The 16,073-nt window shown below is 61.5% G+C and carries 13 protein-coding genes; 5 read left to right on the top strand and 8 right to left on the bottom strand.

The features are described from left to right. Positions 1 to 233 precede the first annotated feature (233 nt). Positions 234 to 1,424, top strand: coding sequence for a winged helix-turn-helix domain-containing protein (locus CUJ84_RS03175; protein WP_105005150.1), 1,191 nt, complete (start codon positions 234 to 236; stop codon positions 1,422 to 1,424). A 689-nt stretch (positions 1,425 to 2,113) separates the two neighbouring features. On the opposite strand, the gene ribB is transcribed toward CUJ84_RS03175, so the two are convergent. From ribB to CUJ84_RS03190, 3 genes are all read right to left on the bottom strand, one after another. Next, positions 2,114 to 3,217: a 3,4-dihydroxy-2-butanone-4-phosphate synthase gene (gene ribB, locus CUJ84_RS03180; protein ID WP_105005151.1), complete on the bottom strand. Its 1,104-nt coding sequence runs from the start codon at positions 3,215 to 3,217 to the stop codon at positions 2,114 to 2,116. Positions 3,218 to 3,229: 12 nt separating this feature from the next. Continuing rightward, a complete protein-coding gene (aroC, locus tag CUJ84_RS03185) occupies positions 3,230 to 4,327 on the bottom strand; it encodes a chorismate synthase (protein ID WP_105008073.1) in 1,098 nt (365 codons plus the stop codon). Between the two features lie 231 nt (positions 4,328 to 4,558). Further along, complete coding sequence (locus tag CUJ84_RS03190) at positions 4,559 to 7,738, bottom strand: bifunctional diguanylate cyclase/phosphodiesterase (RefSeq protein ID WP_105005152.1); 3,180 nt, start codon at positions 7,736 to 7,738, stop codon at positions 4,559 to 4,561. A gap of 244 nt (positions 7,739 to 7,982) precedes the next feature. On the opposite strand from CUJ84_RS03190, the gene CUJ84_RS03195 reads away from it, so the two are divergent. Next, positions 7,983 to 8,243 carry a DUF1344 domain-containing protein gene (locus CUJ84_RS03195; RefSeq protein ID WP_003569889.1) on the top strand — a complete coding sequence of 87 codons (261 nt, stop codon included), beginning with the start codon at positions 7,983 to 7,985 and terminating at the stop codon, positions 8,241 to 8,243. 284 nt (positions 8,244 to 8,527) lie between these two features. Here CUJ84_RS03195 and CUJ84_RS03205 read toward each other — a convergent pair whose 3' ends face one another. From CUJ84_RS03205 to CUJ84_RS03230, 4 genes are all read right to left on the bottom strand, one after another. Beyond that, positions 8,528 to 9,118 (bottom strand): histidine phosphatase family protein, encoded by a 591-nt coding sequence (locus CUJ84_RS03205; RefSeq protein ID WP_105005153.1) that lies wholly within the window; start codon positions 9,116 to 9,118, stop codon positions 8,528 to 8,530. Positions 9,119 to 9,142: 24 nt separating this feature from the next. Next, positions 9,143 to 9,961: an enoyl-ACP reductase FabI gene (gene fabI, locus CUJ84_RS03210; RefSeq protein ID WP_027685737.1), complete on the bottom strand. Its 819-nt coding sequence runs from the start codon at positions 9,959 to 9,961 to the stop codon at positions 9,143 to 9,145. Positions 9,962 to 10,082: 121 nt separating this feature from the next. Continuing rightward, positions 10,083 to 11,300, bottom strand: a complete 1,218-nt coding sequence (locus CUJ84_RS03215) for a J domain-containing protein (protein WP_199788764.1) — start codon at positions 11,298 to 11,300, stop codon at positions 10,083 to 10,085. A gap of 630 nt (positions 11,301 to 11,930) precedes the next feature. Continuing rightward, complete coding sequence (locus tag CUJ84_RS03230; RefSeq protein WP_027685735.1) at positions 11,931 to 12,389, bottom strand: RT0821/Lpp0805 family surface protein; 459 nt, start codon at positions 12,387 to 12,389, stop codon at positions 11,931 to 11,933. 65 nt (positions 12,390 to 12,454) lie between these two features. On the opposite strand from CUJ84_RS03230, the gene pdxH reads away from it, so the two are divergent. Further along, a complete protein-coding gene (gene pdxH / locus CUJ84_RS03235) occupies positions 12,455 to 13,075 on the top strand; it encodes a pyridoxamine 5'-phosphate oxidase (protein WP_105005155.1) in 621 nt (206 codons plus the stop codon). 5 nt (positions 13,076 to 13,080) lie between these two features. On the opposite strand, the gene CUJ84_RS03240 is transcribed toward pdxH, so the two are convergent. Beyond that, a complete protein-coding gene (locus CUJ84_RS03240) occupies positions 13,081 to 14,118 on the bottom strand; it encodes a polysaccharide deacetylase family protein (protein WP_105005156.1) in 1,038 nt (345 codons plus the stop codon). A gap of 263 nt (positions 14,119 to 14,381) precedes the next feature. On the opposite strand from CUJ84_RS03240, the gene CUJ84_RS03245 reads away from it, so the two are divergent. Both CUJ84_RS03245 and CUJ84_RS03250 read left to right on the top strand, forming a co-directional pair. Then, positions 14,382 to 15,665, top strand: coding sequence for a D-alanyl-D-alanine carboxypeptidase family protein (locus CUJ84_RS03245; RefSeq protein ID WP_105005157.1), 1,284 nt, complete (start codon positions 14,382 to 14,384; stop codon positions 15,663 to 15,665). Positions 15,666 to 15,748: 83 nt separating this feature from the next. Continuing rightward, positions 15,749 to 16,066, top strand: coding sequence for a MazG nucleotide pyrophosphohydrolase domain-containing protein (locus tag CUJ84_RS03250; RefSeq protein WP_012756314.1), 318 nt, complete (start codon positions 15,749 to 15,751; stop codon positions 16,064 to 16,066). The last annotated feature ends 7 nt before the right edge of the window (positions 16,067 to 16,073 follow it).

Genomic DNA, 16,073 nt, shown 5'->3' on the forward strand with positions numbered 1-16,073 from the left:
CTCGCGGGGAGAAGGGGATATGCCGCACCGGCTTCCTTTACCCTCGACGTTGCGTTTGGCACGTCCCCTCGCCCCGCAGGCGGGGAGAGGGCTAGGGTGAGGGGTAGCCATCGGCGCCAACCTGACAGCAGTGCTTCTATACGGGGAACCCGTGATGATGAAAGAGCAATCTCGCTGTCGATATTGGGAGGATATCGGGTGGCTAGGAAGATTTTCCGGATTATGATGGGGTCATGACGAATCTGCTTTCCAATTCCGACGCCCGCCGTGTCTTTCTGGCCAAGCAGGGCCTCAGCGCCCCGCCGAACCGCGCCTTGACCAAGACCGGCCTGCTGCAGCTCATCCATGATCTGGGTTTCGTCCAGGTGGACAGCATCCAGACGGTGGAGCGGGCGCATCATCAGATCCTGTTTTCGCGCAACCAGACCTACAGGCGCGAGCATCTGACCGCGCTGCTCGAAAAGGACGGTGCGCTGTTCGAACACTGGACACATGACGCCTCGATCCTGCCGAGCGCCTTCTTCGTCTATTGGAAACACAAGTTCCGTCATCAGGAGAAGGTGATCGTCGAGCGCTGGCGCAAATTGCGCGGCGAGGGCTTCGAGGCGGCCTTCGCGGAGACCTATGAGCGCGTTGAGCGCGACGGCGCGATCCTGGCGCGCGACATCAAGGCCGATGGACACGTTTCCGGCGGCTGGTGGAACTGGCATCCGAACAAGACGGCGCTCGAATATTTCTGGCACACCGGCAAGTTCGCCATCGCCGGCCGCTCGAATTTCCAGAAGATCTATGACCTGGCGGAACGCGTCATCCCGGCCGAGTTCCGCGAGCCGGAGGTGAGCCGCGAGGAATTCGTCGACTGGGCCTGCCGCAGCGCGCTCACCCGGCTCGGCTTTGCCACCCATGGCGAGATATCGGCCTTCTGGAACCTGGTCTCGCCCGATGAGGCCAAGGCCTGGGTATCAGCCCATCGCGACGAACTGATCGAAGTGCTGATCGAACCGGCGCTCGGCGGCAAGGCGCGCCCATCCTGGGCTTTTGCCGATTTCCTCTCGACGCTCGACACTTACCCCGGCGCGCCGCCGCGCATCCGCGTGCTCAGCCCCTTCGACCCGATGATCCGCGACCGCAACCGCACCGAACGCCTCTTCGGCTTCTTCTACCGCATCGAGATCTTCGTGCCCGAACCGAAGCGCGAATACGGTTACTACGTCTTCCCGCTGCTCGAAGGCGACCGACTGATCGGCCGCATCGACATGAAGGCGGACCGGAAAAAGTCGACGCTCGATGTCAAGCGGCTGTGGCTGGAGCCCGGCGTCAAGCCGTCGGCCGGGCGGCTGGAGCGGCTGGAAGCGGAGTTGGAGCGGCTCGCGCGGTTTGCGGGTGTGGAGAAGGTCGTGTTTCTGGAGGGGTGGAGAGGATGATTTTCCTCTAGCACACCTCGGTCCAAATCCGAGTCATTTCCTGCCGTTCGGTCTTTTCCACGCTGCGAGATCTCTTCATCTCACCAAGTGCCAAATACTCAGCAGTAGTTATCAATATCCCCCGCCCTAAGCCATGGCGGAGCTGGAGAACATTGACCAAGATCCTCGCCTAAATCAAGCTTCGACGTTTCCATGATTTTTCGGACAACATGACTGCGCAAGGCGACACTATTGCATACTCTGGTTGCGGCGCTTGCGATCAATCTCGAACAATGTAAGATAATCAAATCCAAGGAGAAAAAATTGCAAAGCAGACGTTTATCAAATGCGTGTATTATATTAGTATATCCAATATTGTTTATTGCATTGTTCGTGTATAACTATTTCAATCAATATTATTTAGTATTAAATGGTAATTTTTTCGGAGACGGTGTTTGTTATAATGATATTAATATGCACCTCATCAGGCATATCACGGCAATATTATCGTTTTGTATTGCCTACGTATGTATTTTCCTTTTGGTGAGGAATCGGTTTTCCGTGAGCGTGGCTGTTTCAGCGCTGGTTGCTTTTGCATGCTCCATCGTTCTTTCTGGGCAGATTATAAGTAATTTTGTTTGCCCAGAATAATATCTCCGGGTCTTAAAAATTGCGTATGAATATCGCCTGGCGGCAGCCGCTGAGCTCCTTCAGCAGATCTCCGTCGTGCTGATCTTGATGCCGAAACCTTCGAGGCCGACATAGTGGCGCTCGCGACTGGTGAGCAGCTTGATCGAGCTGACCCCGAGATCCCTGAGGATCTGTGCGCCGAGGCCGATTTCCAGCCATTCGCTGTCGCGCGTCTGGGCTTCGGCATGGGCTTCGCGGCCCTGGTTGCGGGCCTTGCGGCCGTTGTCGTGATGTCCAACGCCGACCGAGCCTTCGCGCAGATAGACGATGACGCCGCGGCCTTGCTCGGCAATCTTCTGCATGTAGAAATCGACCGGGCTGTTCTTGCCGAAGAGATCCTCGGCGACATTCTCGGGATGCAGGCGGACCGGGATGTCGACGCCGTCGCGGATATCGCCGAAGACGACGGCGAGGTGCTGCATCGGATCCCAGGGCAGGGAATAGGTATGGGCCTTGGCCTTGCCGAACGGCGTCTCGATGTCGAAGCTGGTGCCGAGTTCGATCAGCGTTTCCTTGCGCTGGCGATAGGCGATGAGATCGGCGACGGAAACCAGCTTCAGCCCGTGCTGTCCGGCAAAATCGACCACCTGCGGTCCGCGCGTGACTGTGCCGTCATCGTTGACGAGTTCGGAGATGACGCCGATTAGCGGCAGGCCGGCGAGCTTGCAGAGGTCGACGGCGGCTTCCGTATGGCCGGAGCGCATCAGCACGCCGCCTTCGCGGGAAACCAGCGGAAAGATATGGCCGGGACGGACGAAATCGGAAGCGCCGACATTTGGATTGGCGAGGTTGCGCACCGTCAGCGTCCGGTCGTCTGCCGAGATGCCGGTCGACGTGCCGTGCTTGAAATCGACCGAGACGGTGAAGGCCGTCGTATGGGCCGAATCGTTTTCCGCCACCATGGCGTTGAGGTTGAGGCGCTTGGCCTCTTCCTTCGGCATCGGTGCGCAGACGATGCCGGAGGTATGGCGCACGATGAAGGCCATCTTCTCCGGTGTGCAATGCACGGCGGCGACGATGAGGTCGCCTTCGTTCTCACGGTCATTATCGTCCATGACGACGACGATCTCGCCGGCCTCGAAGGCCCGGATGGCGTCGACGACGCGCTTCTGGTCATAAGACATGGGCGAGCGCTCCTATTTCAGACGGCCGGTCTGGCCGCGGTCGCGAAGATAATGGTCGGCGACGGCGCAGGCGACCATCGCCTCGCCGATCGGCACGGCGCGGATGCCGACGCAGGGGTCGTGCCGGCCCTTGGTGCGGATATCGACATTCTTGCCCTCCGCATCGATCGACTGGCGTTCGGTCAGGATCGAGGAGGTTGGCTTGACGGCGAAACGCGCCACCACCGGCTGCCCGGTGGAGATGCCGCCGAGAATACCGCCGGCATTGTTGGAAAGGAAGATCGGCGTGCCGTCATTGCCCATGCGCATCTCGTCGGCATTGTCTTCGCCTGAGGTTTCGGCGGCGGCAAAACCATTGCCGATCTCGACACCCTTGACGGCGTTGATCGACATCAGCAGCGAGGCGATATCCTGGTCGAGCTTGGCATAGATCGGCGCGCCGAGGCCGGCCGGCACACCTTCGGCAATCACTTCGATGACGGCGCCGATCGAGGAGCCGTTCTTGCGGATGCCGTCGAGATATTCCTCCCAGACCGGCACGATCGCGGCATCGGGCGAGAAGAACGGGTTCTGATCGACCTGATCCCAATCCCAGTTGCGGCGGTCGATCTTGTGTTTGCCGATCTGCACCAGCGCTCCGCGCACGGTGACGCCTGGCACGACAAGACGGGCGATGCCGCCGGCGGCAACCCGCGCAGCGGTTTCGCGCGCCGAGGAGCGGCCGCCGCCGCGATAGTCGCGAATGCCGTATTTGAGGTCATAGGTATAGTCGGCATGGCCGGGGCGGTATTGTTTCGCGATCTCGCCGTAGTCCTTGGAGCGCTGGTCGGTGTTTTCGATCAGCATGGAGATCGGCGTGCCGGTGGTCGTCATCGTCTCGCCGTCGGCGTCCAGCATGACGCCGGACAGCACCTTCACCAGATCGTCCTCGCGCCGCTGCGTCACGAAGCGGGATTGGCCGGGTTTGCGCTTGTCGAGCCAGACCTGCAGGTCCTCGAGCTTGAAGCTGAGCCCCGGGGGGCAGCCGTCGACGACGCAGCCGAGCGCCGGACCATGGCTTTCGCCCCAGGTGGTTACGCGGAAAAGGTGACCGAATGTATTGTGCGACATGTGTTCCCACGGTGGCGCGCCAAAGCCGGTCGCTGCCGGCCGCGCCATTGCTTGAAAAGGCGCGACACTCATAGGCCAAAAAACCGCCGAGGCAAAAGCCTTTCTTTGCGCCAAACCGCCAGCCCGGGAAATGCTGTTTCCGTCTTTGCCGGAGATGGGCGGCGCATCCTGCCACCACTCTCTTTGCGCAGGCAGGCAGAGGTCAGGACGGGGCTGATCGACAGGCCGCGATCAGGACGCCAGCCGCCACCCCGTTCCGGTGGCTTCGTTGGTGAAATCGTCGAAGGAGAGCGGCCGCGAGAAGGCATAGCCTTGCAGGATATCGCAGCCGAGATCGCGCAGCAGTGCGGCATGTGCTGCCGTCTCCACGCCTTCGGCCACCGTCTCGACGCCGAGCGAGCGGGCGATCTCGATGATCGAGCTGACCAGTGCGCGCTCCTGCGAGGCATTGACGATCGGCTGCACCAGCTGGCGATCGATCTTCAGCCGCTTGGGCTTCAGCTTCAACAGGCTGACGATCGAGGTATGGCCGGTGCCGAAATCGTCAATCTCGATATCGATGCCGAGCGCCTTGATGCGCTCGAGATTCTGCGAGACGACGTCCTCGCTCTCGTCGAGGAAGATCGATTCCACCAGTTCGAAGGAGAGCTCGCCCGGACGGATATGCAGGTCGGCGAGCGATTCCAGCAGGCTGCCGTCATGCAGCCGTCGGGCCGAAACATTGACCGAGACCTTCGGCACCACAATGCCGCGCGCCATCCAGCGCATCTTGTCGCGCAGCGCCGTTTCCAGCACGATCCGGTCGAGCATCTGCACGACGTTGATCTCGTCGGCGATGCGCAGGAACTTGTCGGGGGCGAGCCACCCCTTGGAGGGGTGCTTCCAGCGCACCAGCGCCTCGACACCGGTCAGTTCCATCGTCCGGGCCGAAAATTGCGGCTGATACCAGGCGGTGAATTCGCCATTGTCGATGCCGGCGAGGATCTCGTCGGCGGTGCGCTTGGTGTTGACGATATCGGCCTGGAGATTGTGATTGAAGAATTCGAAGCGGTTACGGCCCATGCTCTTGGCGCGATAGAGCGCGATATCGGCATTGATCAGCACCTTGCGCGCATCGACATGGATGCCGTTGGCGAGCGCAATGCCGATCGACACGCCGCAGCGGCAGGAAAAGCCCTGGAAATCGATCGGCTGGCGCATCTCCTCGATGATCCGCGTCGAAAGCTGCGCCATCTCCTTGTCGCCGACGTCGAGCGCCAGGATGACGAATTCGTCGCCGCCGATGCGCGCGACGATGTCGCTGCCGCGGACGTTCTTGGCGAGCACTTTCGAGGCGTGCACCAGCATTGCATCGCCGGCGGCATGGCCGAGCGTGTCGTTGATGTCCTTGAAGCGGTCGAGGTCGATGTGCAGGATCGAGAATTTCTGCCGCTGCTGGCGGCCGTCATGGGTGAGATTTTCGAGGGCGATGTCGAGCTTGCGGCGGTTGGCGAGTGCGGTCAGCGGATCGTGCAGCGAATTGTGCTCGATCCTGTTCTTGACAAGCTCGAGCTCGATATTCTTGGCGACCGCCTCGTCCTTGGCAGCCTTCAGCCGGATCGTCATCAGCACGTCTTCGGTGGCATCGAAGGCGATGCCCATGATCTTCATCTCGCCGGTCCCCGTCTGGTGGACCTTGCCGACCGAGCGAACATAGCGCACCGAGCCGTCGTCGACGATCACGCGGCAGACGAGGGCGTGCGTATCGCCGTTGTGCTTGAAGTGACGCGCGCTTTCGAGCGCCAGGCTCCGGTCCTCGGGATGGATGCGGCTAAGCCAGATCTCCTCGGTCATGAAGCCGTTGCGCGGCGCAAGCCCATAGAGCTCGTGCATCCGCTCGTTCCAGATCGAACCGCCGAGGCCGGGCCGCGCTTCCCATATGCCGCACTGATAGGAATTGAGCGCCAGGTCGAGGCGGCTGGAAAGCTCGGCGAGCTGCCCCTCGCGGCTCGAGAGCTCTTCAAGCGCCAGCTCCAGCTCGGCATTCTTGACCTCGCTCATATCCTTGGCCTTGCGCAGCGTGTCGGTGGTCACCGCATCGGCGGTCACGTCCCAGACGATGCCGATCGTCTTGCTGACGCCGCCGGCATCCGTATAGAAGGCGCCGACCGAGCGCAGATGGCGGATGCCGCCGTCGCCAAGCAGGATGCGGTACTGCGCCGTGCAGGCAGCGCCGGCAATGCTGCAGCTGAAGAAATGCACTTCGGCGGTTTCACGATCCTCGGGCAGGATCGCCGCCAGCCACTCGTCGAGCGCCCGGCTTCCTTCTTTCGCTGCTTTGCCGTGCAGGGCTGCGGCACGCGCGTCCCAGAGCAGGCTGCTCGAATGATCCTCCAGCTCCCAGATGCCGATATTGGAGGATTCCAGCGCCAGATTGAGCCGCTGCGACAGTTCCAGCAATTTTGCCTCGCGCCTCTCCAGCGCGGTAATATTGCGGTTGCGCTCGCCGAGCAGAAGTGTCGCGAAGAAGATCGGCACGATGATGATGAAGCCGGCGGCAAGGATGATCAGACGCAGCTCGGTGCGGTTTTCAGGTATCGCATTCCAGCCGCTGTTCGGGACTGCGGAAAGCTCCCACTTGCCGCCGGCAAAGCCGATCTTCTGGCGCATCGGATCCTTGCCGTCGATATCGGACGAACCGAAGAACGGCGCCGGCAGAGCAGCATTGGTCGCGGCCGCCGCGCCGATATCGCGGATGGCGATCGAAAGATGGTCGAGATGCGCATAGCGTTCCCGGTTCTCGCGGTCGCGTGCCGGCATCAGCCCGGTCGCCTGGTAAAACATCGTCTGGTCGATCGCGACCTCGACTGCCCCCCAGAGCCGCCGCTCACCGTTCTCCCTGACGAAAACCGGGAAGAAGATGGCAAAGGCGTCGCGGCCATCAATGCTGATCGGGCCGTAGAAGCGCGCCGACTGGTCGCCGGCCGCGCTGGTCATCGCCCGGCGGAAGAAGAGGGTTTCGCGCACGTCGCGGCCGATCCGCTCATTGCTGGATTGCGGCGGGTGGATGTCGCGGATGATGAAATCAGGGGCGACGGCGATATGAATGAAAGACGGGTTCTGGATCAGAAGCCAATTGATCTGGCGCTCCATCTCCTCTCCGTTTGCCGCGCTGAGGGAGATCAGGTTCGTCAGGTCGCGCACGACGCTGAGGTCCAAATTGATCTCGGCCATGACCCGGGCGCGGATCAGGTTCGTCTCGTTTTCGGTGCGGATATGAAGTTCGCGCACATGAGACGCAGTATTGGCCCGGTCGAGCCCGAAGCCGACCATGATGACGACGAGGGCGACAAGCGACGAAACCAGAAACGAAACGCGAGTATTCTTCAACACGCGCCGCAACTGCTTGCTGTCGCTGAGCCTGGATAGCAAAATGAAACTCCCCTGTTGGCGAGCAACTGTAGGACGCGCGGGTTAATTTACGATTGCCCGCCGGCGATGCCGAAAAATCGTGTGAAGGGAAAAACCGCGGGTTAACGCGGCATCTTGATTATATTTAAAATCCTATTCATCAATTGGGCGGGAAAAGCCATTCTTACGGGCAATTTTCGCCATATTCAGGAGCTTATCTGTGGCCAGTCATGTTCTCGTGCAGCGTCTTAGAAGGATTGTCGCCATGCGTTTCGTCGTCGCCACGCTTTTGGCAACAGCAAGCTTCCTGTCACCGATGAGCGGTTTTGCCGAGAGCGCCGATGTCGAGGCGACGATCAAGAAGGTCGACACGGCCAACCTCGTGCTGACGCTCGATGACGGCAAAACCTATCAGGCGCCCGAGGAATTCAATTTCGACGGCCTCGAAGCCGGCGTAAAGGTGATCGTCTTCTATACCGAGGTCGACGGCAAGCGCGTCATCAACGATCTCGACATCGTCAAATAGGCGGTTCTCTGGAGAATGATCGGGTGAGGTACGCGCAGATGGCTGCCCCTCACCCTAACCCTCTCCCCGCTCGGGGGGCGAGGGGACGTGCCCTACGAGAGGTTGACGGGGAACGGAGAGGTCGCGACATGTCCCTTCGCCCCGTTTACGGGGGTCCGAAGGACGGGTCGAGACCCGTGGCTCGACCCCGGTCGGTGGCGGCAGCCGGATGAGGGGCTGGTGTCGGCAATCTCATTGGCCGGCAACGCGATCGTGTCCCAATCCGACCTAGCGCCCTGCAATACCTACAGCCAGGCGATCGTCCGCTCCGTGGTTTCGATCCGGATGATCCGGTCCTGCGGGATCGCGCCTTCCGCAGCGGTGCTTTTCGGCAGGTCGGCGATCGTCTGGAAAAGCGTGCGGATGACGCCGCCATGTGTCACGCAAACCGTCGGACGATCGACGGAGTTCAGCCATGAGCCGGTGCGCCAGGAGAGGATTTCATAGCTTTCCGCATCATCGCCGGGCGGGATGAAATCCCATTTCGCGGCATTGCGTTCCGCCACCCGCTCGCGCTGCGTCGCCTTCAGCTCCTTGAGCGTCGAGCCCTCCCAGTCGCCGAAGGAAATTTCCACCAGCCTCGGATCGGTGCGATAGGCAAGCGGCGGCAGGCCCATGGCGCTGCGCATGATCTCCATGGTCGCGCGTGTGCGCCCGAGCGGGCTTGCGACAAAATCGAATTGGTCGATCGTATCGCCGAGAATCCCGGCAAGCGCCACGCCGTTCTGCCGGGCCTGTTCCAGGCCCGTGGCATTCATCGGGATATCTTTCTGACCCTGCAGGCGGCGCTCGGCATTCCAGGCGGTCTGGCCGTGTCTGATCACGTAGATAAGCACGGTCTCAGCTCCGCTCGAAATGCTCTAGTCCTTGATGACGGAAATGTCGGGCGCGTCGACCGCCTTCATGCCGATGACATGATAGCCGCTGTCGGCATGGTGCACTTCGCCGGTGACGGAGCGCGACAGGTCCGACAGGAGATAGAGGCCGACATCGCCGACTTCCTCGATGGTGACGGTACGGCGCAGCGGCGCGTTATATTCGTTCCACTTCAGAATGTAGCGGAAATCGCCGATGCCGGAGGCGGCAAGCGTCTTGATCGGTCCGGCCGAGACGGCGTTGACGCGGATGTTCTGCGGTCCGAGGTCGACGGCGAGATACTTGACGCTCGCTTCGAGCGCGGCCTTGGCCACACCCATGACGTTATAGTTCGGCATCACCTTTTCGGCGCCGTAATAGGTCAGCGTCAGCATGGCGCCGCCATCCGTCATCAGCTTCTCGGCGCGGCGTGCGACCGAAGTGAAGGAATAGACGGAGATCTGCATCGTCTTGGCGAAGTTGTCGGCCGAGGTGTCGACGTAGCGGCCGGTCAGCTCGTCCTTGTCGGAAAAGCCGATCGCATGCACGAGGAAATCGATCTTGCCCCACAGCTTCTCGACGTTCGCGAAAACCTCATCGATGGTGGCTTCGTCGGCGACGTCACAGTGGCCGACGAGCGTCGCGCCGATTTCGGCAGCGAGCGGCTCGACACGCTTCTTCAGCGCATCGCCCTGATAGGTAAACGCAACTTCTCCGCCCTGCGCATGAATGGCCTTGGCAATACCCCACGCAATCGAACGATTGTTGGCGACACCCATGATGACGCCGCGTTTGCCTGCCATGAGGCCGGATGCTTGAGCCATATTTCGCTCCCTAGGATTCTGATCGATCCTGCCTATGGCATAGGCCGTTAATCGGTTCAAGCTTGGCCGGGATCATCAACTGTTAGGGATCGTAATAAAGGGTGCGAATGTCATAAAAATTTCATAGGAACAGGCCTTCGCGCATGCTCCGCATGAGATCGGTGATTTTATCGTCGGGTTTTTCCCACAAGATAATGCGCAATTCGACGACGAGATCGCCTCTGCCGCCCTCTTCGCGAGGCAATCCCTGGCCGGGAATTCTAATCGTCTTGTCCGAGCCGGACCATGCCGGGATCGTCACATTCAGCGGCCCGCTCGGTCCCTCGATGCGCGCCTCGGTGCCGAGTACAGCATTTTCGATGCTGAGCGGCAGCACGGCGTGCAGATCGAAACCGTCGACCGAAAAACGCGGATCGGGCGCAATGCGAATGTTGATGACGGCGTCGCCGCGCTGCATGCCCGGCAGTTTGAATCCCTGTCCCTTGAGCCTGATCTCGTGACCGTCGGTCGTGCCTGCCGGCAATGCGAAGCCGATTTCGCGGCCCTCCGGCAGTGCCGCGGTGATCCAGCCGCTCTTCAACACGTCGTCGATCGTCACCGTCGCCGTCGTCACCTCATCCGGTGCTTTCTCGAGGCCGGTATCCTTGGCGCCGGTGAAACGGCGCACCAGGTTTGTCAGGATGCTGAGCGGCAGCGACAGGTTGGCGGCGGCATTTGCCCCAGCTTCGCCGGCTTCCTCGTCGCCCTTGGTATCGGCCTCGGCGGCATCGCCATCCATGCGCCTGCCGGCGTCGCCCTGGGTGTTTTGTGTCTGCTGATTTTGGGCCTGCTGATATTGCGTCTGCTGGGCGCGACCCTGCGCCTGGCCGCCGGCCGCCGCGCGGGCTTGGGCGCCGAAAATGCGATCCACCATCTCGTCGGCAGCTTCAGCAGAACCTGCCTGTTGCCTCGAGCCGTCGGCGGCAGCCTTCTGGGCGGCGCGCGCCAATTCTTCCATCACGCGCTCGGCATTGGCCTGCGCCGCCTTGGCGCGCACGGCCGCCTCGCGGGCGGCCTGGCGCTGCTGCATGATCGTCTGTTCGTGCTTCTTGGCTTCGGCCATCCGCAGGGCATTGTCGAACAGGCTGCGTTTGCGCGGATCCTTCAGCGTTTCATAGGCGCGGCCGATCTCGGCGAACCGGGCCGTCGCTGTCGGATCATCCTGATTGTGGTCGGGATGGGCTGATTTGGCCATGTTGCGCCAAGCCGCCTTGATCTCGTCTACTGCCGCGTCGCGCTTGACGCCCAGAATTTTATAAGGATCGCGCATGTCAAAACCGCCGGTGTTGTGATGCGGCAAGCCTCGTCCTTGCCCGGCATCCCCGTCCAATAAAACGTCTGTGGCGTCACCCGCCACGAAGGCAGGAAGAACCACTCTCAACGCCGATCCTGCGGCGGAGTTGCTAATCACTTGTTATTTCTGTGCAGAGATGTGGGGTGTTTCGCGGCGAATGGTTAGCTCTTTGCTAAGCATTCGGCAGAAAGCGGTCGCGCGTTAACTTGTTGGCGACGGCGCCCAGCGTCTTTTCGAACGCGCAAAGGGACGCTGTAATATTTTGAACTACCTTAGAGCCTTTCCTGGTCAGATTGAAGCATTCTGTTGGCTCAAACGGAGTCGGATGGTCGACCGGCCGGCGCGCGTCGTAGCCAAGCTCTACGGGCCAAGCCGGCCGGTCGATCAGCCGGCCCGTTTCAGCCAACCTTCCCGCAGATTTGCCTGGCAAATCTGCAAGCCTTAGAATCGCCGGGCGCACCTATCGTTTCGCCATGGCGAAGCGGTGCGGCCGGTGGGCCGGGCATCTTTCCGCCAGGATCAAAGGCGATCGGCTCGGACGTACCTTGGGGTATGCCCTTCGCCAATCGCCTTTGCCCTGACGAAAACCTGCTCCGGCAGAAGGCTTCAATCTAACCCGGAAAGGCTCTAGGAGGATCAGCTCTCGGGCTGGAAGCTCAGAAGCTGCCAGTTGCCGCCGCCGACGAGGCAGGTCTTGCCGTAGAATTTGGCGATGCCGACATAGGAATGCCGGGTCGTGCGGAACTGGCGGCAGACCTGGCCGGACTCGTTATTCTCGACGATCGTATCGATGACGCCGGCACTTCCCGTCGATGCATTTGCCCAGGGAAGCGGCTGGCCCTCGAGCCTTTGCACATCGGCCGAGGTCACGGCATTACGCACAGTCATCTCGTCGGAAAGCGTGTCGGTGCTCGGCGGCGTCTGCGGCACGGTGCCGGTTGCCACCGACCGGTCGACCTTGGCGTCACTCAAGAAATCCATACCGCCGCCGACGCAGCCAGAGAGCGACAACATCGCGGTGCCGATGACGAAGAACGCGCGGCTGCGTCGCCGCAGGCCCCTTGTATGGCGAGATGACTTTGTTATGACTTCCACCCTGCATCCTGTCCAGTTATCAAAAGCTGGGCGAGTTTTGAATAATCCGGGGCATTTGAACCAATATGTCGGCAAACGAGTTAACAAGCGGTGACTTTACCGAAAGTGGCGAACCCTTCAAGCTCTTTGCCGAATGGCTGAAAGAAGCCGAGGCGTCGGAGCCCAATGACCCGAATGCGGTGGCGCTGGCAACGGTCGATGAGGATGGTCTTCCCAATGTCCGCATGGTTCTCCTGAAGGGATTCGACGACGGCGGTTTCGTGTTCTACACCAATTTCGAGAGCCAGAAAGGCCGCGAAATTCTTGGCCAGAAAAAGGCTGCCATGTGCTTTCACTGGAAAAGCCTGCGCCGCCAGGTGAGGCTGCGCGGCCCCGTCGAGATCGTCACCGATGCCGAAGCGGACGACTATTTCAAGACACGTGCGCGCGGCAGCCGCATCGGCGCCTGGGCCTCTAAACAATCCCGTCCGCTCGAAAGCCGATTCGCGCTGGAAAAGGCGGTGGCCGAATATACCGCCCGCTATGCCATCGGCGAGATTCCGCGCCCCGCCCACTGGTCGGGCTTCCGCATCCGGCCGACCTCGATCGAATTCTGGAAAGATCAGAAATTCCGCCTGCACGACCGGGTCGAATTCCGCCGGCCATCACCGGAAGGTGAATGGGACAAGGTGCGGATGTATCCGTAACGGGCCTATCGGCCCATCAGCTTCAGCGGTATGCCGGAGGCAAGCGCCGAGACGTAGCGTCGCTTCTGGTAGAAGCCGTTGAGCGAAATGCGCGGGAGATAGCCGGTCAGCTGCGCTGCCGGCCGCCCGGGTTGCGTGGTGACCGCGAGGGTAAAGCCGAGATTGCGGGCGATGCGCGCCTCGCGGGCGGTCGCAGCCGCCGGCGTGCCATAGGGATAGGCGATCGTCTCGGGACGGACACCGGTCACCGCTTCGAGATAATCCGCCGAAGCCTGCATTTCTATTCGTGCTTCGGCTTCCGGCAGCCGGGCCAGTGCGCGATGGCTGATCGTATGGGCGCCGAGCGCTGCGAGCGGATGTGCCGCAAGCCATTGCAATTCGCCGGGTCCCATTACCAGTTCGCGGACGATATCCGTCGGCTCGATGCCGTTTTCCCGCGCCAGCAGATCGATGGCGGCGACGGCGCGTGCCTCGTCGGAGCGATGGATATAGGCGGCAAAGCGCTCGAAGGCATGCCATTGCTGCTGTGGGCTGTCGAGCACCAGGCGCTCCATGCCGTGGCCGAAATCGAAACGGATTTCCGGCACCTGGCGTAAGAGGATCGCCAGCGTCTCCCACCAGATGCTGTGGGAGCCCTCGGCAAAACCCTTGGCGACGAACACCGTGAACGGCGCTTGATGCCGCTCGAATACCGGCAGCGCATGCTCCAGATTGTTGCTGTATCCGTCGTCGAGCGTGAAGGCAGCAAACGGCACTCCGCCCTCGGGCTCCGCCAGCAGCACCGGCACCTGATCGAGTGGCACGAAACGATAGCCCTCCCGCCGCAGCCGCCGCAGCGCCGCATCGAGAAAACGCGGGGTGATTTCGAGATGCGCATTCGGCTCGAAGGCCTCTGGCACGTGCGGGCGGACATGATGCAGCGTGAAGACGACGCCGCGCCCGCGCGCTTCGCGCATCAGCCCGGCCGAGGCAAGCAGCCAGGAAACCTCGAGCCCGGCGCCGATCGCTGCGCGTTTTGCCAGTCGCTTGAATTGTCCCGTCATGCGGCGCCCGTCCCTTGCCCTTTGCGGGAAACTAGCAAGTGCGACTTAAGCCTTGCTGAATCCCTGTTCGGAACAGGTCTTTGATTTCCTGTTAACCAAGGCAATGAAAAGACTAGAAAAATGATAGGCGTTGCCTCAAAGTCGCGCCAAACTTGCGGCTTCTGTCACATTACGGCACAAATGCCGGTCTGACCGAGAGTCCGCATCAAGGGCTGCGCATCAGGGGCCAGCGTGTGAGGGGCCAGCATATGAGGGGAAAGTGCATGAGAAAGCTTTTGGCGGCTGTTTTGACCGTAACGCTTGCCGTTTCGGCGCCTGTTGCGGCCCTTGCCGGAAATGCTTCGCTGATCCTCGATGCGCGGACCGGCAAGGTTCTCGCCGCCGAAAATGCCGATACGCTGAACCATCCGGCCTCGCTGACGAAGATGATGACGCTCTATCTCACCTTCGAGGCGTTGAAGCGCGGCACGATCGCCTGGGACACTCCGATCACGATTTCGAAATACGCCGCCGCACGGCCGCCGACCAAGCTTGGCGTCAAGGCGGGCGGCACGATCACCGTGCGCGAGGCGGTCTATGGCATGATCGTCAAATCCGCCAATGATGCCGCCTCCGCCATGGGCGAGAAGCTCGCCGGCTCGGAAAGCGGTTTTGCCCGGGTGATGACGGCCAAAGCCCGCCAGCTCGGCATGAGCCGCACCGTCTTCGTCAACGCATCCGGCCTGCCGGACGGCCGCCAGGTCACCACGGCGCGTGACATGTCGACGCTCGCCGTCGCATTGATGAAGAATTATCCGAACGAATACCGGCTGTTTTCAACGGCAAGCTTCAATTTCCGTGGCCGAACCGTGCGCGGCCACAACAATCTCATGTACCGCTATCAAGGCATGGACGGCATCAAGACGGGTTATACCAACGCTTCCGGCTTCAACCTCGTCAGCGCGGTCAGGGATGGTAACCGCCGCGTGGTCGGCGTCGTGCTCGGCGGCCGCACCGCCCGCAGCCGCGACGCCAAGATGGCTGGTTTGCTCGACCGCTATCTCGGCCGTGCCTCGTCTTCCGGCGGCGCAAAGCTGGTGGCGAGCGTCGGCGCGAAAGAAACTGTCGAAGTCGCGTCCGCCGCTGACGCTTCCGATGTTCCGGTGCCGCTCAACGCACCGCGCCAGGCTGATGATCTCGCAGCCAAGAGCCTGGCTTATGCCGATGACGCCGTCGTCCCGCTGGATCGTCCGGTCGCGATGGACGAGATCCTGAACGCCGGCAAGACGCCAAAGACATCAGCAGAGAAGGCCAATGGCGACTGGCAGATCCAGATCTCGGCCGCTCCCAGCGCCGATGCGGCGCGTGCGCTTCTCGCCCAGGCGAAGTCGGAAGCCGGCGCGCCGCTCGTTTCCGCTTCGCCCTATACCGAGGCGGTCGGGCAGGGGGCCAACAAGATCTATCGTGCGCGCTTCGTCGGTTTTGCCAGCAAGGATGCCGCCGTCTCGGCCTGCGATGCGCTGAAGCAGCGCTCCTATGACTGCATGCTGCTGCCGGATCGCGGCTGATCGCCGCCCGGCACTCTGGGCAATCCCGTTCTGGACAATTGTCGGGAATCAGCGTCTCCTCCATAAACAAAAGGAGAACCTTCATGCTGCGCCGTCTCGCCGATCAGTTCGAAACCTCATCCGCGGCCTATGCCGCAGCCAATGGCATCGAGCGGGACCCCGACTGGTTTCTCTTGAAGCTGCAGGAGGAGGTGGGTGAACTCACCCAGGCCTGGAACCGCCTGACCGGCCGCGGGCGCCGCAGGGACCGGACGCCGGAAGAACTCGACCGCGATCTCGCCGACGAAACCGCCGACCTGCTCGGCCACATCCTGCTCTTTGCCCGCCGCAACGATATCGATCTCGCCGCCGCCATCGAGCGGAAGTGGCGGTTCCAGCCGGCGCTGACGTCGAAGGGCTGATGCGATA

This window comes from Rhizobium leguminosarum (assembly GCF_002953715.1).
GTDB lineage: Bacteria > Pseudomonadota > Alphaproteobacteria > Rhizobiales > Rhizobiaceae > Rhizobium > Rhizobium leguminosarum_V.